Origin of the sequence: Blautia wexlerae DSM 19850, assembly GCF_025148125.1 — a bacterium.
Classification (GTDB): Bacteria; Bacillota; Clostridia; order Lachnospirales; family Lachnospiraceae; genus Blautia_A; species Blautia_A wexlerae.
The window spans coordinates 2,253,152-2,277,118 of sequence record NZ_CP102267.1 but is presented as its reverse complement, the minus strand read 5'-3'; the positions used below and the strand labels follow the sequence as shown (position 1 = coordinate 2,277,118).

Below are 23,967 nucleotides of genomic sequence, written 5' to 3'. Positions count from 1 at the left end.
AGCTGGAATTTAGTTTTTCATTTAAGTGTTTTTCATTTAAGTAGCACAAAATAAAAAAACAGTTCAGAGGAGAAGAAAATGCAGACGGTATCCAGTTATGGTGTGGAAATACGAAAACAGAATATCCCAATCCGCCAGACACTGGAAATCTATCGTCAGGCGGTCAGCTATCTGACGGAAATCTATGAACAGGTGTGGGCAGAACTGAAAATGATCCCGGAAGCAAAAAAACGCTTTAATGCAGCAGAACATCTGATTCACACAACGAAAAAGAACCATGCCCACTTTGATTTTGACATCCGTTTTCCGAAGATGCCTTCTTATCTCAGGAGAGCTGCCATCCAGCATGCACTGGGAAGTGTATCGTCCTATGAAAGCCGGATGGAACAGTGGGAGGCAGCGGGAGAACTCTCCGGGAAACCGAATTTTACCTGTGAAAACCATGCCATGCCGGTCTTTTACCGGGATGTGATGTACCGCGAAGGGACAGAGGGAAAAGATGAGGCATACCTGAAACTGTATGACGGGCATGACTGGAGATGGTTCCGTGTGTGTTTGAGTCATACGGATATGGAATACCTGCGAAGGAACTGGTATGGAAAAAAAGCATCAGCCCCGACACTGGAAAAAAGACACCATAAATATTTCCTGCGTTTTTCCTATACAGAAGAAGTGGCACTTACTCAGACACCTGTAAGGGAACAGATCATCTGCAGCGTGGATCTGGGAATCAATACGGATGCAGTCTGTACCATCATGCGGGCAGACGGAACTGTCCTGGGGAGAAAGTTTATTGACTTCCCCAGTGAAAAAGACCGTATGTACCGCACACTGGGACGAATCCGGAGATTCCAGAGGGAACATGGATCTGCGCAGGCAGGAGAAAGGTGGGCATACACCAGACGTCTGAATATAGAATTAAGCAGAAAGATCGCAGGGGCAGTTGCAGAATATGCATGGGAGAATCATGCAGATGTGATCGTATTTGAGTATCTGGAAATGAACGGAAAGATATCGGGAAGTAAGAGGCAGAAACTGCAGCTTTGGAGAAAACGGGATATCCAGAAACGGTGTGAACATCAGGCACACAGGAAAGGGATGCGCATATCCAGGATCTGTGCATGGAATACGAGCAGGCTTGCGTATGATGGATCAGGGATAGTCCTGCGTGACTGGAGAAATCACAGCCTCTGCGCATTTCAGACGGGAAAAAGATATAACTGTGACCTGTCAGCTTCTTATAATATCGGGGCCAGATATTTTATCCGTGAACTTTTAAAACCCCTTCCGGCAACGGAAAGGTCTTTGCTGGAGGCAAAAGTCCCTGCAGTAAAGCGTAGAACCTCATGTGTTTATGCAGATCTAAGAGAACTCAGTTCTGAGATGGGACTCTTAATGGCTGCATAGATGCAGGCAGATATACAGCGGACTACCTGTAATGTGGGGACCTGCCATATCTGGCATGGGAAAAAGCGCATATCTGCGCAAATCTAAGTTACAGGCGTATCCGCCGATATTTAGTCTGACGCCTAAAGCGTCTGGAAGCACGTGACTTCAGTCATGTGAGGACATAATTCACGGTATTCTATTTTCCACAGATTACAAAACCGAAAGAAAAATATGTTAAACTAAAGAAAATGCCAGAGGAGGAAACGCCTTATGATAAGAAAACAACTCTTAATCGGAATACTGGCAGCTATGACTGTCGCACTGCCAGCTGTCGGCATATATGCCGGTTCCGCAGAAGCCAGTGAAATCCAAAGCAGCAATGAAGACACGGTGTCCGGTAATAAAGGAGCCAGTATCGACAAAGCCGTGACATTACAGAATTCCGTAAAAATGACAGACCAAATCTCTGCGGCAGTCAATGGAGAAAATATTATGTTCAGTCCCACAAGCCTTAATTTTGCGCTGGGCATGATCGCAGAAGGTGCAAAAGGAGAGACAAAAGAAGTTCTATGTAATTACCTGGGAACCGATGATTTTGTATCTTATGCAAAGGAATATCTGAACAAGATTAAAGAATATAATACTGAAGATGAGAGTTACGGATATAAGTCAAAATTAAAGATTGCAGATGCAGTCTGGGTGGATAATAATCTGACATTACAGGAAGAATTTAAAAATTCAGTAACGAACGGTTTTGGGGCTGAAGTGGAAAATGTAGATTTTTCCGCTGCAGAGAAAACATGCGGTATCATTAATTCCTGGTGTGACAAAAATACGGAAGGGCTGATCCCGAAAATCATAACCCCGGATCTGATCAATGATACTACCGGACTGTGCTTAACTAATTCACTATATTTTGAGTCCGGATGGAGTGGAGAACCCTGGAATGTTTCTGATACAGAAGAGAAGTTTGGAAACAATGAAAAGACAAAATACATGACCTGTGCCGGAGACAGGTATTATGAAAATGATAAGGCAACAGCATTTGGCAGAGAGTATGCAAACGGACTGAGTTTTGTCGGAATCCTGCCTGTCGATGAAGGCGATTTTACACTTGAGGATCTGGATATTGGTGGACTTCTGAAATCTCAGCCAGAGTATGACGAAGTACAATGTAAGATGCCAAAACTTGATTTTGAGACTACCGCCATCCTAAATGACATACTCTCAAGCCTGGGGCTTGATAATATATTTTCCAGCAACGCTGATTTCTCCGGTATTGCAGACAAAAATGTAAATGTAGATACGATACTGCAGAAAACAAAACTGGAACTGGATGAAAACGGCACGAAAGCAGCAGCAGTGACAGCAGTTATCATGGAATGTATGTCAGCTGTAGAGGAGAAAGAACCAGTTATCAAAAATGTGGAACTCACTCGTCCTTTTGCCTTCCTGATCTATGACAGGAGCAATGACGAAATACTGTTTATGGGAAAAGTAATGACAGTTTCCTGATGAAAAGGGAGACTGTGAGAAAAAGTCTGTAAATAAGATTCTTCTATGATATGCAAGGGTGGCAAGCCTGAAAATCAGGCTTCTCACTCTTGTTTTATATATAACAGTTGTTGAATGGCATGTCAAGAGCAGGCGGTTTTCCGCCCGTCTTATTCGCCCGTTTATTCGTTACTCTGGGAGGCGTCCTTCGTACATAATACTCAGTTCACCATACACCTGTGCCCAGTTGCGGATCGTACTGGTCCATTTCTTTGTAGCTTCAAATGTAGCAAGATACAGTGCCTTTAATAGAGCTGTATCGCTTGGAAATACGCTTCTCTGGCAATTCAGTTTCCGGTAGGTAGAATTCAGGGATTCAATAGCATTTGTAGTATAAATCACCGTTCTGACCGTCGTTGAAAATTTAAAGATCGGCGAGATTGCGTCCCAGTTATCCTTCCAGCGCTTCATTTTAGGGATAGAATAAATGTTTATACTCTATCTTGCATCTTCTATTTATTCATGTTAAAATCTTAAGATGTCAAAAATACAATATATACGAGATAAAAAACAGCAGTGAGCTGTTATGAAGATAGGAGATAACAATTAAATGGCAATGAGTCCGATGATGCAGGAATACTGCAAGACAAAGGAACAATATAAAGACTGCATTTTATTCTACCGTCTGGGAGATTTTTATGAAATGTTTTTTGATGATGCATTACTTGTCACCAGGGAACTGGAGATTACCCTTACAGGAAAGGACTGCGGATTAGAGGAGAGGGCACCCATGTGTGGTGTCCCTTATCATGCTGCGGAGACTTATATTAATCGTCTGATCGAGAGAGGACATAAGGTAGCGATCTGTGAGCAGGTAGAGGATCCTAAAAAAGCCAAAGGACTGGTAAAGCGTGAGGTTGTAAGGATCGTAACCCCAGGAACCACACTGGATGCTGCTGCTCTTGATGAGACAAAGAATAATTACCTGATGTCTATTGTGTCTATGGAAGAACATTTCGGATGCGCTATTGCAGACATTACAACAGGTGACTGTTTCCTTACTGAGGTGGACAAACCTCAGAAACTTCTTGATGAGATCAATAAATTTGTTCCTGCAGAGATTATCTGTAATGATTCTTTTTATATGTCTAATATAGATACAGATGACTTGCAGAACCGTCTTGGGATTTGTGTTTTTTCATTGGATTCCTGGTATTTCGATGACGAGTTGTGCCGCCGCACACTAAAAGATCATTTTCATGTAGGTTCTCTGGATGGACTGGGCGTTGGTGATTATGACTGCGGGATCATTGCAGCAGGAGCACTTTTCCTTTATCTGAAGGAAACACAGAAAACCGCGCTGTCCCATATGGCGACGATCCGTCCGTATGCAGCAGAAAAGTATATGCTGATCGACAGCTCCAGCCGCAGGAATCTTGAACTTGTAGAAACATTACGTGAAAAACAGAAAAGAGGTTCTCTTCTCTGGGTACTGGATAAGACAAAGACTGCCATGGGTGCCAGAACACTTCGCAGTTATGTAGAACAGCCATTGATCGACAGAGATGAGATCGAGGAACGTCTTGAGGCGTTGGAAGAGTTAAATAAAAATGGAATGCTTCGCGACGAGATCAGGGAATATCTGGGACCTGTCTATGATCTGGAACGACTGATCAGCCGTATCAGTTATAAGTCAGCTAATCCGCGGGATCTGATCGCTTTTGCTTCTTCACTGGAAATGCTTCCATATATAAAACAGGTATTAAAAGAATTTAAGACTCCCCTGCTTCAGAAAATTTATGAAGATATGGACTCTCTGGAAGATGTAACAGATCTGATTAAACGTGCCATCGTGGAAGATCCGCCTCTTGCACAGAAGGATGGCGGTATTATCAAAGAAGGTTATAATGAAGATGTAGATAAATTCCGCCGCTCCAGAACAGATGGCAAAAAATGGCTTTCCGAACTGGAAGCAAGGGAACGTGAGCGTACAGGTATCAAGACAATGAAGATTAAATATAATCGTGTATTTGGTTATTCACTGGAGGTTACCAATACATTTAAAGACCAGGTACCTGACAACTATATTCGTAAGCAGACACTTTCTAATGTAGAACGTTACATTACACAGGAATTGAAGGAATTGGAAGATTTAATTCTTGGTGCAGAGGACAAGCTTTATGCGCTGGAATATGAACTGTTCTGTGATGTGAGAGATACAGTCGGGAAAGAAGTTATGCGGATCCAGAAGACTGCCAAGGCAGTGGCTGCACTGGATGTGTTTGCTTCTCTTGCCCTGGTTGCGGAAAGAAATCATTTTGTACGTCCGAAGACAAATACAACAGGTGTGATAGATATTAAAAACGGCCGTCATCCTGTTGTGGAACAGATGATAGAGAACGATATGTTTATTGCGAATGATACATATCTGGATAACCATAAAAAAAGGGTATCCATTATCACAGGTCCGAACATGGCGGGTAAGTCTACCTACATGAGACAGACTGCCCTGATCGTACTGATGGCACAGATTGGAAGTTTTGTCCCTGCTGAAAAAGCAAACATCGGAATTGTTGACAGGATTTTTACCCGTGTAGGTGCGTCGGATGATCTGGCAAGTGGTCAGAGTACCTTTATGGTAGAGATGACAGAGGTTGCAAATATTCTGAGAAATGCAACTGCAAGAAGCCTTCTGATTCTTGATGAGATCGGACGTGGCACCAGTACCTTTGACGGGCTTGCCATTGCCTGGGCTGTGATCGAGCACATCAGCAATACAAAGCTTTGTGGTGCAAAGACATTATTTGCCACCCATTATCATGAGCTTACTGAACTGGAGGGCAAGATTCCGGGAGTTAATAACTACTGTATTGCTGTCAAGGAAAAAGGGGACGATATTGTATTTCTGCGTAAGATCGTTCAGGGCGGCGCAGACAAAAGTTATGGTATCCAGGTTGCCAAGCTTGCCGGTGTTCCGGATTCTGTTATCCAGAGAGCAAAGGAACTGGTGGAGGAACTAAGTGATGCGGATATTACGGCAGCAGTAAAAGACCTGACATCTGCGAAAAAGAAAAAGCCTGTATACGATCAGATGGATATGGCACAGATGTCTCTGTTCGATACAGTTAAGGATAACGATATCATTAATGAGATAAAAGGTCTTGATATGGGGAATATGACTCCTATCGAGGCAATGAATACACTTTATAACCTGCAGAACAAGATTAAGAACAGATGGTGATAAAAGTTGAGAAAAATTGCAGTATTAGACCAGCAGACCATAGATAAGATCGCTGCCGGTGAGGTAGTGGAACGTCCGTCCTCCATTGTGAAGGAGCTTGTGGAAAATGCAATTGATGCAGGAGCAACTGCTGTAACAGTGGAGATCACAGACGGCGGCAAAAAGATGATACGTATCACAGATAATGGCGGGGGTATGGAAAGAGATCAGGTACCCCTGGCATTTTTGCGTCATGCCACCAGTAAGATTGAGAAGGTTGAGGATCTGGAACACATTGCGTCTCTTGGATTTCGCGGTGAGGCTTTGTCCAGTATTGCTGCTGTTGCACAGGTGGAACTGATCACAAAAACCCCATCTGCATTAAGCGGCGTCCGTTATGTGATCAACGGTGGTGTACAGGAGTCTTTAGAGGATATGGGAGCACCGGAAGGAACTACTTTCCTGGTGAGAAATCTTTTTTACAATACACCTGCTAGAAGCAAGTTCCTGAAATCAGATACTACGGAGGGAAATTATGTCAGCACTTTGATGGAGCAGCTGGCATTGTCCCATCCTGAGATTTCTTTTAAATATATCCAGAATAAACAGGTGAAGCTTCATACTTCCGGAAATTACAATGTGAAAGATGTGATCTATAATATATATGGAAGAGATATCACCAAAGCACTTCTTGAGGTATCCTACGAGAATGATTTCATGAAGATTGAGGGTTTTGTGGGAAAACCGGAGATTTCCAGAGGTAACCGTACCTTTGAGAATTATTATATTAACGGACGTTTTGTAAAGAACCAGATCATTGCAAAGGGGATAGAGGACGCCTATAAGGGTTTTCTCATGCAGCATAAGTTTCCTTTTGTTTCTCTTCATATTCAGATGGAGGGAAATGATCTGGATGTAAATGTGCATCCAAGCAAGATGGAAGTGCGGTTTGCAAGAGGAACAGAAGTTTATGATGCAGTTTACGAGACAGTCCACAAGGCTCTTACCACAAGAGAAATGATCCAGACAGTGCCTTTTGGAAAAGAAGAACCGATAAAAAAACAGCAGCCTGTGGTAAAACCGGGAGATGTACCGGAGCCATTTGAAACCAGACGTCGGGCTGAAATTCCGGAGTATCGTCCAAAGACTGTAAATACAGCTTCCAGGGTTTCTGAGCATACCGCACTACCACGAGGAACTGTTACAATGGCAGAACAGGCAGTGCGTGAACAGCAGATCTATCAGACCAGGGATCCTCTTACCAAGGCAGAGGAACAGCTTTTTGAGGGAACACTAAGCGAGAAAAAGAATGAAGAACAACCGGTATTTTCAGAGACAAAGCAGGAAATTGCAGAACAGAGAACTGCAGAATATCTGAAGACTGCTGTGGATTCAGAAGGAAACAGAAAACAGATAGAACAAAACAAAAATGTAATATCAGAAGAAATCAGACCACAGCAGCTGGAATTATTTGAGGAGAAACTTCTTGCTCCTGAATCCCGAAGCCGTCATCAGCTGATCGGACAGATTTTTGATACTTACTGGCTTGTTCAGTTTGAGGATAAATTTTTTATTATCGACCAGCATGCGGCACATGAAAAGGTTTATTATGAACGTTTCGTAAAAAGGTTTCGTGAGCAGACAGTAGAATCCCAGTACCTCAGCCCGCCGCTGATCGTATCCCTGAATCTTCAGGAAGAAGCTCTTCTTAAGGTTAACCGTAAGTATTTCGAGGATTTTGGATTTGAGATTGAACCATTTGGCGGTAAGGAATACTGTATCAATGCAGTCCCGGCCAATCTGTACGGTCTTACGGAGGAAGAACTTTTTCTGGAAATGCTTGACAATCTTGCTTCTGAGAAGGATAAGGATCCCCTTGGAATCTTTGCTTCCAGACTGGCCACCATGGCATGTAAGGCTGCGGTAAAGGGAAATCATCAGATGTCCGACCGGGAGGCAAATGCATTGATCGATGAACTGCTCACACTGGAGAATCCCTATCACTGTCCTCATGGAAGACCGACGATTATTTCCATGACTAAAACAGAACTGGAAAAGAAGTTTAAACGTATTGTATAGTTTATATATAAGGAGCTATTATGAAAAAGCCACTGATCGTTCTTACAGGACCGACGGCAGCAGGAAAAACCCATCTATCCATTGCTCTTGCGAAAGCAGTAAACGGAGAGATCATTTCTGCTGATTCCATGCAGGTCTACAAATATATGGATATTGGATCAGCTAAGATCCGGCCGGAGGAGATGCAGGGAGTAAAGCATTATCTGGTAGATGAACTGCTGCCTCAGGAAGAATTTCATATCGTGAAATTCCAGCAGATGGCAAAAGCTGCCATGGAAGAAATTTATGCCAAGGGGAAAATTCCTGTTCTGGTAGGAGGAACCGGATTTTATATACAGGCTATTACAAAGGATATTGATTTTACTCAGGCAGAGCAGGAAGACGGATACCGTCAGGAGCTGGAACAGCTTGCTGCAGAAAAGGGAAATGAATATCTGCATCAGATGCTTTTGGATGTTGATCCTGTCAGTGCCGGGGAAATCCACGCCAATAATGTAAAACGTGTGATCAGGGCACTGGAGTTTTATCATCAGAACCAGTCGCCGATCTCCGCACATAATCAGGAGCAGAAGGAACACGAAACCCCTTATAATCTGGCATATTTTGTGCTGAATGTACCAAGGGAACTTCTTTATAAACGGATTGATGACCGTATTGATGAGATGTTAAAAGAGGGACTCCTTGAGGAAGTGCAGAAGTTAAAAGATATGGGATACCACAGGGGGATGGTTTCCATGCAGGGACTTGGATATAAAGAAATCCTTGCATATCTGGATGGCGAGTATCCGTTAGAGGAAGCGGTCAGGATCCTGAAAAGAGATACCAGACATTTTGCAAAACGCCAGCTGACCTGGTTCCGCAGGGAGAAGGATACCACCTGGATGAATAAGGATGAATTTGACTATAATGAAGACAGAATCCTTGATGAAATGCTGAAGGTATGCAGGAACAGAGGAATTTTATAACCGAATTTTTCTTAAAAATCACTGATACAGAATAAGTGAAATTCAGAGATAAAATAAAGATAATAATGCAAACAGAAATGAGGACGAAACAAATTATGAAAGAAATGTATGCACAGCTTGGGATTTCTTCAGAGGTTTATGACTTTGGTCATAAGATTGAGGAATCTTTAAAAGAAAGATTTGAAAAATTTGATAAAACGGCAGAATATAACCAGATGAAGGTGCTTCTTGCCATGCAGAAAAATAAAGTAAGCGCAGAATGCTTCGGAAGTTCTTCCGGTTATGGATATGACGATATTGGCAGGGAAACACTTGAAAAGGTTTATGCAGATACTTTCCATACGGAAGCCTGTCTGGTACGCCCGCAGATCACATGCGGAACTCACGCGCTGGCCATTGCCTTATTCGGTAATCTCCGTCCGGGTGATGAACTTCTGGCACCTGCCGGAAAGCCTTACGATACTCTGGAAGAGGTAATCGGCATCCGCCCGTCAAAAGGTTCTCTCGCAGAATATGGAGTAAGTTACCGTCAGGTGGAACTGTTAGAAGACGGAACCTTTGATTATGACAGCATCCGTAAAGCAATCAATGAAAAAACACGTCTTGTGGAGATCCAGCGTTCCAAAGGATACCAGACACGTCCGTCTTTCTCTGTAAAGCAGATTGGAGAACTGATCTCTTTTGTAAAGAGTATTAAACCGGATGTGATCTGTATGGTGGATAACTGCTACGGTGAGTTTGTAGATACCATTGAGCCAAGTGATGTGGGAGCTGATATGATCGTTGGTTCTCTGATCAAAAATCCGGGCGGCGGACTTGCGCCTATCGGCGGTTATATTGCAGGTACTAAGGAGTGCGTGGAGAATGCTTCTTACAGAATGACCTGTCCCGGACTTGGCAGTGAGGTAGGCGCAACTCTGGGAGTCAACCGTTCTTTCTTCCAGGGATTTTTCCTTGCACCAATGGTTACCAAGGGTGCGTTAAAGGGAGCTGTGTTTGCGGCAAATATTTATGAGAAACTTGGATTCCCGGTAATCCCGGATTCCACAGAGCCACGTCAGGACATCATTCAGGCGGTAAGTCTTGGCACACCGGAAGGTCTGATCGCATTCTGTAAGGGTATTCAGGCAGCAGCACCGGTTGACAGTTATGTAGATCCGGAGCCATGGGATATGCCCGGATATGACAGTCAGGTTATCATGGCAGCAGGTGCTTTTGTACAGGGCTCTTCCATCGAGCTTTCTGCAGATGGTCCGATGAAGCCTCCATATGCAGTGTATTTTCAGGGAGGACTTACCTGGGAACATGCAAAACTGGGTGTTCTGATGTCCCTGCAGAAAATGGTTGATAAAGGACTTGTAACTTTATGAAAAAAAGACAGGTAGTGATCACAGGAGCAGGAGCCTGTGGACTGATGGCAGCGATCATGGCGGCCCGAAACGGGGCAGCAGTCACTGTTCTGGAACAGAACGAGAAACCCGGAAAGAAAATCTGTGCTACAGGAAACGGCAGATGTAATTTTTCCAATCTTGCAAGACCGGATGATGCATACAGAGGCGAACATCCGGAATTTGTCGAAGATGCACTCAGAGAGTTTTCTGTCGAGAATACCATTGAGTTTTTCAAAGAGATAGGAATCTATCCTTTAAACAGGAACGGCTATCTTTATCCGAGAAGCAATCAGGCGCAGAGTGTTGTAGATGTACTGTGTATGGAGGCTGCCAGTCTGGGTGTGAAAATAAAGACAAACGAACAGGTTACAGAAATAAAAACCGGGACAAATGGAAAGAATTTCCAAATCCTGACAAAAGGATGGCACTATGATGCAGATGCACTGATACTTGCCAATGGATCCCAGGCATCTTCTGTTTCAGGTTCAGACGGCAGCGGATATGTGCTGGCAGAGAGCTTTCATCACCGCATTGTCCCGGTTTATCCGGCACTTACTGCCCTGAAATGTAAGGGCTCTTCTTTTAAGGCATGGGCTGGTGTGCGTACAGAAGGAGAAATTTCCCTTTTTACAGATGGGAAATTCTGTAAATCTGAACGTGGCGAGCTACAGCTTACAGAATACGGAATCTCCGGAATCCCAGTGTTTCAGCTCAGCACTTATGCAGTACGTGCAGTCAGAGAAGGACATAAAGCAGAGCTCCGCATTAATTTCATGCCGGAGCTGTCAGAAGAAGAATTAAAGAAACTTCTGTATGCACGAAAGAAGGCATGTCCCTATAAAAAAGAAAAAGAACTCCTGGTGGGACTTTTCCCGGAAAAGCTTATCAAAATCCTTATATCACAAAAACAACTGGTTTCTGCCATAAGGGAATTTCCTCTTGAAGTGCAGGATGGTATGTCATTTTCACAGGCACAGGTCTGCTCCGGGGGAGTAGATACCTCACAGGTAAATTCTCAAACCATGGAGTCAAAGCTCTGTAAGGGTCTGTATTTTGCAGGGGAGCTTCTAGATATTGACGGTACATGCGGCGGATATAATCTGCAATGGGCATGGAGCAGCGGCGCAGTGGCCGGCAAAAATGCCGCAAAGGAGGAGAAAAATTGATTCGAATTTCACAGCTGAAACTTCCGATCACACATACAAAGACACAGCTCGAAAAAAAGATTGCAAAAACATTAAAAAATCCCGGAAACAGTTTTACTTACGAAATAAGAAAGCAATCTCTGGACTGCAGACACAAAAATGACAAAATCTTTGTATATACTGTAGATGTAACGATCAGAGATGAACAGAAACTCGCCAAAAAAGTTAACAATAACAATATTATGTTGATCAAAGAGAAACCATATGAATTTCCCTCTCCGGGTGAGACACCTCTTTTACATTCTCCCGTTATTGTGGGAAGCGGTCCTGCAGGACTTTTCTGCGGATGGTATCTTGCGAAAGCCGGATATTGTCCAATAATACTTGAACGCGGAGAAGAGGCTGAGAAACGTCAGAAAACAGTAGAGAATTTCTGGAAAAATGGTGTTCTTGACCCTGAGTCCAATGTACAGTTCGGAGAGGGCGGCGCCGGCACCTTTTCCGACGGAAAGCTGAACACGCTGGTAAAAGATCCTTACGGACGTAATCATGAGGTACTGAAGCGTTTCGTAGCTGCCGGCGCACCGGAAGAAATTATTTATCAGCAGAAGCCACATCTGGGAACGGATGTACTGGTTGGTATTGTTGAAAAAATGCGTCATGAAATCGAAGAAATGGGAGGAAAATTCTGCTTCCGTTCCAAGGTAACAGATCTGATTTTTGAGAACAATACATTAAAAGAAATTGAGATCAACAATGATAAGAGAATCCCTGCACAAGTCTGTGTACTGGCACCAGGACACAGTGCAAAAGATACTTTTGAAATGTTACAGAAACGTGGTGTTTATATGGAGCCAAAGTCATTTGCAGTGGGGCTGCGTATTGAACATCCTCAGGAAATGATCAATATGGATCTTTATGGAGAGCCTGAGAATGAATTACTTGGTGCAGCCAGCTATAAAGTAACCCATAAGTGTGCAAATGGCAGAGGTGTTTATTCTTTTTGTATGTGTCCGGGCGGATATGTTGTAAATGCATCCTCTGAACCCGGCCGTCTCGCAGTGAACGGAATGAGCTATCAGGCACGTGATTCCAGAAATGCAAACAGTGCCATGATCGTCACAGTCACACCAGAAGATTTCCCGGATAAAGGAGTTCTTGGCGGCGTAGAATTTCAGCGTGATCTGGAGAAAAAAGCATGGGAACTCGGAGAAGGAAAAATTCCTGTTCAGCTGTTTGGTGATTTTTGCAAAAATCAGGCAAGTGAAGCATTAGGAGAGGTTACTCCCTGTATGAAGGGAGAATATATACTGACAAATGTACGCTCTGTTCTGCCAAAAGCAGTAGGCGATTCTATTGAAGAAGGTGTCAGAGCCTTCGGAAAACGAATTTCCGGATTTGACAGAGAGGATGCACTGCTCAGTGGCATTGAAAGCCGTACTTCTTCTCCTGTAAGAATCGTACGTGATCAGGAGCTCACAGCAAATATGGCAGGAATTTATCCATGTGGCGAAGGTGCAGGTTACGCAGGCGGAATCACAAGTGCTGCCATGGATGGAATCAAAGTTGCTGAGACTGTATGCCGAAAATATGCGGCTATAAAAAACAATTGATCTCTTAAGCGGGATATTACCGGTAAACATAAAGTTCACATAAAAATCAGAGAGGAGAGTGTACATCTCTCCTCTTTTATGCTAGAATATAATTTGCAATTTGCCCAGAGGCTTTAGAGAGCACAGGCAGACTTATGAATAATGCAAATAATATTATGAAGCAGCTTCCCAGGGAACAGCGGCCGTATGAGAAATGCTTTATGCAGGGTGAGGGTTCATTAAATGACACTGAACTGCTGGCAGTAATCCTGCGCAGCGGCACTTCAGGAAAGAATTCACTGGCACTTGCACAGGAGATCCTGAAATTTATGGAGTCGTCCTCCTATCCCGGCCTTATGGGGCTTATGCATGTATCTGTACAGGATCTTATGAAGATTCATGGAATCGGACAGGTAAAAGCAGTACAGTTAAAATGCATTGGAGAACTTTCCAAAAGAATTGCCAAGGCTGCTGCCAGACCGCAGATAGTTATGAACAATCCCTCCTCCATAGCAGCTTATTATATGGAAGAACTCCGCCATGAAGAGCAAGAACTGGTGATCTGTATGATGTCAGATGTGAAAGGACATTTTCTGGGAGATAAGATACTGACCCGGGGAACTGCAACCGGTTCGCTGGTAACACCAAGGGAAATCTTCATGGAAGCTCTGCGCCGCCATGCAGTCAGTCTGATATTGATACACAATCATCCAAGTGGTGATCCTACACCAAGTCCGGATGACTTACAGATCACAGCCAGGATTTATCAGGCGGGGGAACTGCTGGGAATACATCTGCTGGATCATATTGTGATCGGGGATCAGAGATACTGCAGCTTCAGAGAAGAAGGATTATGGAATACATGTACAGAATAAGGCAACAACAAAGGGGCAGAATATGCTATTTGAGAAAACATATGGAATAGATTTGGGAAGCAGTTCCGTAAAAGTCTATTCTTTTTTCAGAAACAAAACTTATATCGAGAAAAATATGATCGCGTCCAAGGGACACACGATCATTGCAATGGGAAATGAAGCATACGATATGTTTGAGAAATCCCCCACAGATATTACGGTTACTTCGCCAATGACATTTGGCATGATCGCTAATCTGGAACTTCAGGAGATTGTTCTTTACAGTATGATCCGAAAGATCGATCATATCCTGGGATTTGGCGCAACAATGTATTTTACTGTTCCTCTGGATATGACTGCGGTTGAGAAACGGGCATATTTTCATGTGGCGAATGGTCACTGGTTAAAGAAAAATCGCGTATTTATGGTAGAGGCACCCATTGCAGATGCCATTGCCATGGGTGTCAATCTGAAAGATCCGGAAGGAAATATGATCGTAAATATCGGTGCACAGAGTACAGAAGTATCGATCATCACCGGAGGAAAGATCATTATCAGCAGGAAAATACCGCTGGGAGGCAGACAGATGAATGAATCTGTCTGCAGTGAAATACGTAAAAGATATAATCTGCAGATTGGCACAAGGACTGCCAAGAGGCTTAAGATGGTCATGGGACGTCTCAGTGATCCGAAAAAGGAAGTACGTAAGGTTGTAGGAATTGACTGTATTTCCGGACTGCCAAGAGAAGAAATCATTTCTTCTTATGTGGTAAATGACGGTATCATGAACTGTCTGAATGAGATTGCAGCAGAGATGAAAACATTTCTGGAGCGAATTCCTCCCCAGATTTCCTACCATATTGCGAAACAGGGGATTTACATAACCGGAGGCAGTACCAGACTTCCTTATATTGATAAATACCTTGCCAGTTATACGGGATTCACCTTTAATCTGTCAGATTTTTATGAAACCTCGGCAGTTACAGGTCTGGAGAAAATAATCAGAAATAAAGAACTGCGTGAATGGGCAGTACCGGTTACGCAGAGAAAACTATAATTTTTAGGGGTGCATCAATGAAAAACCTGAAAAAGAAAGTACATTTTAGGATTAAATTAAAAAGTAAACATCTTCTGGTCATTATGTCGATTTTCTGCGTCAGCTGTATTGCTGCCACTTTTTCATCCGGCGTAACCACTGCACCGCTGCAGGATGCCGCCGGGATACTGATCGTTCCATTTGAAAACAGCATCAATCGGATCAGTTCAGTTCTGAAAGGAATGCAGGACCGTATGCGTGATAAAGAAGAAATCCTCAGTGAGAACGAAAATTTAAAGGCACAGATAGACAGTCTCACAGAACAGAACAATAAACTGATCCAGGATCAGACAGAATATGTAAGATTACAGCAGATGTATAATCTTGACCAGCAGTATACCGAATATCCAAAGATTGCTGCAGAAATCATATCCAAAGATCCGGGCAACTGGTATGATACCTTTATGATCAACCGGGGATCTGCAGACGGCATTCGTGTGGATAATAATGTACTTGCAGATAAAGGTCTGGTCGGGATCGTGACAGAGGTCGGAACTCACTGGGCGACTGTACGTTCCATTATCGATGACAGCAGCAATGTCAGTGCCATGACTGTCAGCACACAGGATAACTGTGTGGTGGAAGGAGATCTGGAACTCATCGATGAGGGTAAATTAAGCTTCAGCCAGTTGTATGACCAGAATAATAAAGTAACAGTGGGGGAACGCATCGTTACCTCCAATATCAGTGAGAAATATGTAGAGGGACTATTTATCGGATACGTCAGTGAGGTGGAACAAAACAGCAACAATCTGACCAAAACAGGTACCATTGTCACACCTGTAGATTTCCAGCATCTGAAAAATGTACTTGTCATTACAGTAAATAAACAGGATTCTGTTAATGACAATGCTCAGGCAGCTCAGGAGGCGACTGCAAATGAAGAGTAAGATAGCGTTATTTTTTATGATCCTGATCAGTTTTCTTCTTCAGTGTACTCTTCTTCATGTGATATCCATCGGTTCTATTACGCCGAATCTGATCCTGATCCTGTGTATATCCATGGGGCTGATGCGCGGAAGAAAAAGTGGACTGTGGACAGGATTTTTCTGTGGATTTCTGGTAGACATGTTCTATGGCTCTGTGTTTGGTTTCTACGCTCTGATCTATATGTATATTGGCTTTTTAAGCGGATATGCCCACAGGATCTGCTATGATGATGACATAAAGGTTCCGGTTATGCTTGCAGGTATCGGGGATTTACTGTACGGACTTTCTGTCTATGCATTGCAGTTTCTGCTCAGGGGACGTCTGGGGCTCGGAACCTATTTATACCGGATTATTTTACCGGAGATTTTTTATACAGTGATCCTTACACTGATTGTTTACCGGGTATTTCATTATATTAATTATCATTTCATGAAGAATCCATCAATGAAGGAAAGTGAGTCTATTTGGGTACTAAAATAAAAAGATTTTTTAAAAAGATACGAATAAAACGTACCACAGTACTGGTACTGGTTTTTGTATTTATGTCAGCCACTCTGGTCCGTCAGCTTTTTGAACTGCAGATCATCCAGGGAGAGGCTTATATCAGCAAATTTGAATCAAGAACAACAAAAAAACGTGTGATCAAAAGTACGCGTGGCAATATCTATGACAGAAATGGTGAGGAGCTGGCAACAAATGTGCTGGCTTATTCTGTTACCTTTGAGGATAATGGAACTTATGATTCTACCAGAGAAAAGAATCTTACACTGAACGGGATTGCCTATAAAGTCCTGAAAATCCTTGAGTCCAACGGGGATTCCATCAGTACCGGCTTCCATATTGTTTTGGATGAGAGCGGGAATTATGCTTTTGATGTTGATGAGGGATTTACTCTGAACCGTTTTCGTGCGGATATTTACGGAGAACCGTTGATTGATAACCTGACAAAAAAACAGAAAAATGCCACTGCAGATCAGATGATCGAGTTTATGAGCGGAAAAGAGGGATTTTCCATTGTTCTTTACGGCGATAATGCTTATACCAAAGAAGAACTGACATCCCATGGACTTCCGGAGAGCCTGTCAAAGCAGGATATACTTGAGCTTTCCAAAATCCGCTATGCACTGAGCACTAACAGTTTCAAGAAGTACATGGCCGTTACGATTGCTTCAAATATAAGCGAAAAATCTGTAGCTGCAATCAGGGAAAATCAGCCGGAGCTTCAGGGAATTGACATTGTAGAGGATTCTGTCCGCAAATACATTGATGATGCAAGCATGGGACCAATTCTTGGTTATACGGGACAGGCTTCTTCAGAAGAGCTTGAAGAACTGAGACAGAAGAATCCTGATTATTCAAATGATGCGATCATCGGTAAATCGGGAATTGAGAAATATATGGAAACATCTCTTCAGGGAACAGACGGTGAAGAAACTGTCACTGTCGATAACCTTGGCAAAGTACTTAAGATTGACGACAGCACGAGAGTAGAACCTGTCGCAGGTAATGACACCTATCTTACCATAGACAGCAGCTGGCAGTCCGCTATCTACCAGATCCTGAAACAGAGAGTTGCCGGAATCCTTTTATCCAAGATTGAAGCATCCAAAACCTATGATTTCAGTGTAAATGATGCTGCACAGATTAAAATACCGATCTATGATGTATATAATGCCCTGATTGCCAACAGTGTCATCGATATCAATAAATTCAGTGATGCCAACGCTTCCGATACAGAAAAAAAATTATATGCCAAATTTCAACAGAAACAGCAACAGGTTTTTGATACAATAACTAACAGGTTGACAGCTGAGAATCCACCGGCCGTAAAAGATGAAGATGATCAGATCCAGGAATACCTTACTTATATCTGTGATGATCTTCTCAGAGATACGCTGGGGGTTATCTCAAAGAATGCCATTGATACCTCTGACAGTACTTATCAGAAATGGACAACCGATAAAGATATCAGTCTGAAAGATTATCTGACATATGCGGCAAGTCAGAACTGGATCGATATTTCCAAATTTTCTACAGAAGGAGATTATCTGGATTCCGATGAAGTATATCAGGCTCTTACAGATTATCTGATCGATTATCTTAAAAAAGACACCAATTTCTCAAAACTTCTATATAAGTATATGCTTCAGGAGGACACCATTTCCGGAAGCGAGATCTGTCTGGTGCTGTATGAACAGGGAGTTTTATCAAAAGATGATGGCAGTTACGAGGCACTGGCCTCCGGCTCCATGACAGCTTATGACTTTATGATCAATAAAATTTATACTCTCGAAATAGAACCTGCACAGCTTGCGCTGGAGCCATGTTCTGCTTCTGCAGTAATCACAGATGTCAAAACAGGGGATGTTCTTGCATGCGTATCCTACCCGGGATATGACAATAACCGTCTGGTAAATAACATGGATACGGATTATTATGCGAAATTATCTACAGATAAATCCAGTCCGTTTTTCAATAAAGCAACCCAGCAGACAGCAGCACCGGGTTCTACATTTAAGATTCTGTCTACAATTGCCGGAATGTCTGAAGGAGTGATCGATGACGGAACATACATTAACTGTACCGGCTCCTTTGATCTTGTAACACCTCCGATCAACTGCTGGAACAAACAGGGACATGGAGAGATCGAGATCAGGGAGGCGATTGAGCAGTCCTGTAACTCTTATTTCAACATGGTTGGTTTTAAACTTGGTCAGGATGCAGACGGAAACTTTTCAGAAAACCGAAGCCTGAGTGTACTGCAAAAATATGCTTCAGAGATTGGTCTGGATAAGAAAACAGGTATCGAGATCACAGAATCCGCACCTCATGTGTCAGATTCCTACGCAGTCCCGTCTTATATCGGACATGGTACCAATGATTATACCACCAGTCAGCTGGCACGTTATGCAACAGCGATCGCTACCAGTGGAAATGTTTATGATCTGACTTTACTTGACAGACAGACAGATTCCAAGGGTAATACTTTAAAAAAATATGAGCCGGATATCATTAATACAGTTGATGTATCACAGAATGTGTGGGATGATATTCACGACGGAATGTACCGGGTAGTACAGACTCACAGACAGTTTGACGGACTTGGCGTGGATGTGGCAGGTAAAACCGGTACAGCCGAGGTAACTATTTATCATCCAAACCATGGTATGTTTGTGGGATATGCCCCGGCTTCAGATCCTGAATATGCGATTGCAGTGCGTATTGAGAATGGATATACTTCCGGTAATGCGTGTCTTGCAGCTGATGATATTTTTAAATATATCTTTGAATTAACTGATGAAAAGTCTATTCTTACCGGTGTTGCGGCAAGTGATACCAGTGATACTTCGAATGACTGAAACTACCATACAGGAGAATACCAGAAGAATGGAAATTTTTTCAGGGAGGAAATTGTAACTATGAGTGAAGTCATTGTGATTACTTCCGGCAAAGGCGGAGTAGGAAAAACCACAACTGTCGCCAATATCGGAACAGGTCTGGCTATGCTGGGCAAAAAAGTTGTTGTGGTTGATACAGATATCGGTCTGCGGAATCTGGATGTTGTTCTGGGCCTGGAGAACAGGATTGTCTATAATCTGGTGGATGTCATTAACGGAAGCTGCCGTCTGCGACAGGCTCTGATCAAGGATAAAAGACATCCGGAATTATGTCTTCTGCCATCTGCGCAGACAAAAGACAAATCCGCTGTGTCTCCGGAACAGATGATAAAACTGACCGACGATCTGAGAGAACAGTTTGATTATATTCTTCTGGACTGTCCGGCAGGAATTGAACAGGGATTTAAAAATGCGATCGCAGGTGCTGATAAAGCCCTGGTAGTTACCACGCCGGAGGTTTCTGCGATACGTGATGCAGATCGGATCATCGGACTCCTGGAAGCCAACGAGATCAGAGATATCAGCCTGATCATCAATCGCCTGCGGCCGGATATGATTGCAAGAGGTGATATGATGTCCGTAGATGATGTAACGGATATCCTTGCTGTTGATTTGATCGGAACAATTCTGGATGATGAACAGATTGTGATTGCCACAAATCAGGGGGAGCCTCTTTCCGGGAAATCTTCTCAGGCAGAAGAAGAATACATGAATATCTGTAAACGCCTCTTAGGTGAAGAGATTCCGTTTGCAGACATTAACAGGAAGCAGGGGTTATTAAGAAAAATAGGTAGTTTTTTCAAAAAGTAGCCTGTATTTATAAGGGGGAATCTGTGTGAAAGCTTTTTTTAAAGAAAAGAAGCGTTCAGCCGGATATGCAAGAGACCGCATGAAGCTTCTGCTGATCTCGGAACGTATCGACTGCTCTCCACAGATGATGAAAATGTTGCGGAATGATATGATACATACCGTAAAAAAATACCTTACTATTGATGAAGAACAGGTAAAAATCCAGATTACGCAGGAACCTGCAGTACTCCATGCGTATATTCCTGTTTTAAACAAAAAGGATAACCGTTTGGTATCTTCACAGTTACTAAAAAGGACAGATAAATTATGTTAAAGCAATATAAATTAAGATTTTACAATTTCAGACTGATCATTTTCCTGCTGGCGATCAGCCTGATAGGAGTTACACTGGTAGGCACAGCAGCATCGGACCTGCGATCAAAGCAGTTTGCCGGAGTAATACTTGGACTTATTGTCATGCTGATCCTTTCTTTGCTGGATTACTCATGGATCATGAACTTTCAGTGGATCATGTATGGATTTAATATTATCATGCTGATCGTTGTGCGTATTGCGGGTGACAGTGCTAACGGTGCCGCCAGATGGATCGGTATCGGATCTTTCCGATTTCAGCCGACAGAATTATCAAAAATTATCCTGATCGTATTCTTTGCAAAATTTTTTATGGATCATGAGGAAACACTGAATACACTTAAAACGCTGGCATTATCCGGCGTGTTACTGGCAGTACCTCTGTTCCTGATCCTGGAACAGCCGGACCTGAAAAATACAATTACTGTTGTAGTAATTTTCTGTATTATGATCTATATTGCAGGTTTAAGCTATAAGATCATCGGAGGAGCACTGCTTATTGCTGTTCCATTGACCATTATTTTTTTATCAATTGTTGTCCAGCCGGATCAGAAACTGCTCAAGGATTACCAGAGAAGTCGTATCATGTCTTTTTTGTATCCGGAAAACGAAGAATACTCGGATGATATTGAACAGCAGAATAACTCTAAAACTGCAATTGCTTCAGGGGAACTGGTTGGTAAGAAATTAAGCGGTGATAACAGTACAACTTCTGTAAATCAGGGAAACTTCGTGGCAGAGAATCAGACAGACTTTATTTTTGCTGTTGCAGGTGAAGAGTACGGATTTATTGGATGCGTGATAATTGTATTGCTACTTTTGGCAATTGCCTTTGAATGTATCCGGATGAGTCTTCGGGCAAAAGATTTGTCAGGAAAGGTTCTTTGCTGTGGAATCGGCGGCCTGATCGCACTACAGAGCTTCATTAATATCTGTGTTGCAACAGGTCTTGCGCCTAATACGGGAACTCCCCTTCCTTTTGTAAGCTATGGACTGACTTCGCTGGTAAGTCTGTATATTGGTATGGGGCTTGTACTCAATGTAGGACTTCAGAGCAGCACATACAATAAAGAAATTATTCAAAAAGAAATTGACAGAAGAGAGGATTACTTATGAGAACAAAAAAGAAATCTTCCGGTAAAATACCGGAAAAGAAATCTGCTGTTCCATACAAATCTACAGCTCCGCACAGACACAAACCTTCCAGACCGCTTCAGACAGTCAAACTGCCGAAATCGCAGATGCCATCCAGACAAACAGAGGAGCATCAGGCTTTGCTACGTACAAAATATCATAAAAAGCGTCAGAGATTAAAACATATATTCAGGATTCTGGTTGGTGTATTTGTGATTCTTGCAGCTGCCGGCGGTGTTTTTTACGGATGGAATATATTAAGCGGAAATTATTTTGGTACTCTTGAACAGGCTTTTGATTCTTCTGAAGTTTTCACAAATGCCCTTGCAGCTAAGGAAAATATGAGAACAGAATCTTTTGCCCAGAAATTATGTGTTTCCTCCCAAGGAAATGTTGATTGTATTAAGAATGCCCAGCTGGAAGAAGGACAGAAAGGGCTGCTGTTCAGTCTGAGCAATCATAAAGTACTGTATGCAAACGGCATTTATGATAAGGTGTATCCTGCAAGTATTACCAAGATCATGACAGCAATGCTTGCATTACAAAGTGGAAAACTGAATGACACTGTCACGATCACTCAGGATAATGTTACACTGGAGGATGGATCACAGGTCTGCGGATTTGTGGCCGGCGATCAGGTTACCCTTGATCAGCTTCTCCACTGTCTGCTTGTATATTCCGGCAATGATGCAGCTTCTGCCATTGCGGAATATGTTGGAGGCAGTACAGAGAACTTCGTACAGATGATGAATGATTATGCCGCAAAGCTTGGATGTACAGGAACACATTTTTCCAATCCACATGGACTGCAGGATGAAAATCACTATACAACACCATATGATATTTATCTGATGCTGAATGAAGCATTCACCTACCCTGAATTTACAGAAATTACAGAGTTGCCGTCTTATACAGTAACCTATACAGGCTCAGACGGAACAGAAAAAAGCACCACGCTTACCGCAACAGACCATTATCTTACCGGAGAGGCAACAGCCCCAAAAGATGTTACAATTCTCGGTGGTAAAACCGGAACAACAGAAGTAGCCGGCAATTGTCTTGCAATCCTTACACAGAATGCATACGGAAAAACTTTTGTTTCAATTGTAATGGGAGCTGATACGAAAGAACTTCTGTATCAGGAGATGAATTCACTGCTTCAGAATATTAACAGTTAGTTAACATAAAACGGATACAGTTATCATTAATTGTATCCGTTTTATGTTATAGAAAATTCTCCGCAATGTTTTTATAACACCTATAACATAATAAAGCCTTCCGGCAGGGTCGTACAAGACTATCCACTTTTCTGTTACAAGAATTCCGGTTACACAAAAGAACGAGGTGAAAGATTATGAATAACAATTATATTACAACATACACAGGCAGACATATAGATCCATTACATCCAGACCCGGATATGATCTGTATCAAAGATATTGCACATGCCTTATCTTTGATCTGCCGCGGAAACGGACAGGTAAAAACTTTTTTTTCAGTAGGTCAGCATTGCATCAACTGTGCCAGAGAAGCCCTTGCGCGAGGATATTCCAGGCGTGTGGCATTTGCCTGCCTTCTGCACGATGCCAGCGAATGTTATTTATCTGATGTGCCAAGACCATTCAAGAAAACCCTCTCAGGATATAAAGAGCAGGAGAAAAATCTGCTGGATCTGATCTATCAGAAATATCTTGGGAGCCCATTAAACGCAAAAGAAGAACAATTATTAAAAGAAATCGATGATGATATGCTCTGGTTTGACCTTACACACCTGCTAAATGAACCCCAGGAAAGGGAAGCACCGGAGATTCATATTACAATAGATTATACGGTACGGGCTTTCGAGGAAACAGAAAAGGAATACCTGGAATTGTATAGCTTTTTTACCCATTGAAAAAAATAAATATCTCGGGATTTTGGCATGAATATGCCAAAACACCTCGCGGGACAGTGGTGTGTGAACAGTAACATATTTTCAACAAAATTTCACAAAAAAATATAAATACCACTTGTGTTTTTGAATAATATGCATATAATATCACATTTACGATTTTATCCCGTAAAATCAAGGGAAAACAGGTGTTAAACAGGTATAAATACACCAAATTTACACCACAGA

At 42.6% G+C, this 23,967-nt stretch carries 18 protein-coding genes and 1 pseudogene; 18 read left to right on the top strand and 1 reads right to left on the bottom strand.

Annotation, left to right across the window (positions count from 1 at the left end; translation table 11 throughout):
- Positions 1-78: 78 nt before the first annotated feature.
- Both NQ550_RS10640 and NQ550_RS10635 read left to right on the top strand, forming a co-directional pair.
- Complete coding sequence (locus NQ550_RS10640; protein ID WP_055154010.1) at positions 79-1,407, top strand: transposase; 1,329 nt, start codon at positions 79-81, stop codon at positions 1,405-1,407.
- Positions 1,408-1,659: 252 nt separating this feature from the next.
- The gene (locus NQ550_RS10635) at positions 1,660-2,904 is read left to right on the top strand and encodes a serpin family protein (RefSeq protein ID WP_022379967.1); all 1,245 of its coding nucleotides are present in this window, start codon (positions 1,660-1,662) and stop codon (positions 2,902-2,904) included.
- 168 nt (positions 2,905-3,072) lie between these two features.
- Here NQ550_RS10635 and NQ550_RS10630 read toward each other — a convergent pair.
- Positions 3,073-3,354 (bottom strand): annotated as a pseudogene (locus NQ550_RS10630) (transposase); the annotation flags it as partial.
- A 139-nt stretch (positions 3,355-3,493) separates the two neighbouring features.
- Between NQ550_RS10630 and mutS the strand changes: the two are divergent.
- The 16 genes from mutS (at position 3,494) to NQ550_RS10550 (ending at position 23,742) form a co-directional block, all read left to right on the top strand.
- Positions 3,494-6,124 (top strand): DNA mismatch repair protein MutS, encoded by a 2,631-nt coding sequence (gene mutS, locus NQ550_RS10625; RefSeq protein WP_029676924.1) that lies wholly within the window; start codon positions 3,494-3,496, stop codon positions 6,122-6,124.
- A 6-nt stretch (positions 6,125-6,130) separates the two neighbouring features.
- The gene (mutL, locus tag NQ550_RS10620) at positions 6,131-8,182 is read left to right on the top strand and encodes a DNA mismatch repair endonuclease MutL (RefSeq protein WP_025578402.1); all 2,052 of its coding nucleotides are present in this window, start codon (positions 6,131-6,133) and stop codon (positions 8,180-8,182) included.
- Between the two features lie 20 nt (positions 8,183-8,202).
- Positions 8,203-9,147 (top strand): tRNA (adenosine(37)-N6)-dimethylallyltransferase MiaA, encoded by a 945-nt coding sequence (gene miaA, locus NQ550_RS10615; RefSeq protein WP_025578404.1) that lies wholly within the window; start codon positions 8,203-8,205, stop codon positions 9,145-9,147.
- A 95-nt stretch (positions 9,148-9,242) separates the two neighbouring features.
- On the top strand, positions 9,243-10,517 hold the full coding sequence (locus NQ550_RS10610) for a methionine gamma-lyase family protein (RefSeq protein WP_008703188.1): 1,275 nt from the start codon (positions 9,243-9,245) through the stop codon (positions 10,515-10,517).
- Positions 10,514-11,704 carry a BaiN/RdsA family NAD(P)/FAD-dependent oxidoreductase gene (locus tag NQ550_RS10605; protein ID WP_025578406.1) on the top strand — a complete coding sequence of 397 codons (1,191 nt, stop codon included), beginning with the start codon at positions 10,514-10,516 and terminating at the stop codon, positions 11,702-11,704. Before NQ550_RS10610 ends, NQ550_RS10605 begins: the two co-directional genes overlap by 4 nt.
- Positions 11,701-13,296: an NAD(P)/FAD-dependent oxidoreductase gene (locus NQ550_RS10600; protein ID WP_025578408.1), complete on the top strand. Its 1,596-nt coding sequence runs from the start codon at positions 11,701-11,703 to the stop codon at positions 13,294-13,296. Before NQ550_RS10605 ends, NQ550_RS10600 begins: the two co-directional genes overlap by 4 nt.
- Before the next feature lie 134 nt (positions 13,297-13,430).
- Positions 13,431-14,150, top strand: coding sequence for a RadC family protein (gene radC, locus NQ550_RS10595; RefSeq protein ID WP_008703183.1), 720 nt, complete (start codon positions 13,431-13,433; stop codon positions 14,148-14,150).
- A gap of 22 nt (positions 14,151-14,172) precedes the next feature.
- Positions 14,173-15,186, top strand: a complete 1,014-nt coding sequence (locus tag NQ550_RS10590) for a rod shape-determining protein (protein WP_008703181.1) — start codon at positions 14,173-14,175, stop codon at positions 15,184-15,186.
- Between the two features lie 17 nt (positions 15,187-15,203).
- A complete protein-coding gene (gene mreC, locus NQ550_RS10585; RefSeq protein ID WP_020993912.1) occupies positions 15,204-16,115 on the top strand; it encodes a rod shape-determining protein MreC in 912 nt (303 codons plus the stop codon).
- Complete coding sequence (gene mreD / locus NQ550_RS10580; protein ID WP_008703177.1) at positions 16,105-16,635, top strand: rod shape-determining protein MreD; 531 nt, start codon at positions 16,105-16,107, stop codon at positions 16,633-16,635. The genes mreC and mreD overlap by 11 nt, the downstream gene beginning before the upstream one ends.
- Positions 16,620-19,514, top strand: coding sequence for a penicillin-binding transpeptidase domain-containing protein (locus NQ550_RS10575; RefSeq protein WP_025578410.1), 2,895 nt, complete (start codon positions 16,620-16,622; stop codon positions 19,512-19,514). Before mreD ends, NQ550_RS10575 begins: the two co-directional genes overlap by 16 nt.
- Before the next feature lie 60 nt (positions 19,515-19,574).
- Positions 19,575-20,363 (top strand): septum site-determining protein MinD, encoded by a 789-nt coding sequence (minD, locus tag NQ550_RS10570; RefSeq protein ID WP_008703173.1) that lies wholly within the window; start codon positions 19,575-19,577, stop codon positions 20,361-20,363.
- 25 nt (positions 20,364-20,388) lie between these two features.
- Complete coding sequence (gene minE, locus NQ550_RS10565) at positions 20,389-20,676, top strand: cell division topological specificity factor MinE (RefSeq protein WP_020993911.1); 288 nt, start codon at positions 20,389-20,391, stop codon at positions 20,674-20,676.
- A complete protein-coding gene (locus NQ550_RS10560) occupies positions 20,670-21,830 on the top strand; it encodes an FtsW/RodA/SpoVE family cell cycle protein (RefSeq protein ID WP_025578412.1) in 1,161 nt (386 codons plus the stop codon). Before minE ends, NQ550_RS10560 begins: the two co-directional genes overlap by 7 nt.
- Entirely contained in the window at positions 21,827-23,026 is a 1,200-nt protein-coding gene (locus NQ550_RS10555) for a D-alanyl-D-alanine carboxypeptidase family protein (protein WP_025578414.1), read from the top strand. Before NQ550_RS10560 ends, NQ550_RS10555 begins: the two co-directional genes overlap by 4 nt.
- Before the next feature lie 176 nt (positions 23,027-23,202).
- Positions 23,203-23,742 (top strand): hypothetical protein, encoded by a 540-nt coding sequence (locus tag NQ550_RS10550; protein ID WP_025578415.1) that lies wholly within the window; start codon positions 23,203-23,205, stop codon positions 23,740-23,742.
- The last annotated feature ends 225 nt before the right edge of the window (positions 23,743-23,967 follow it).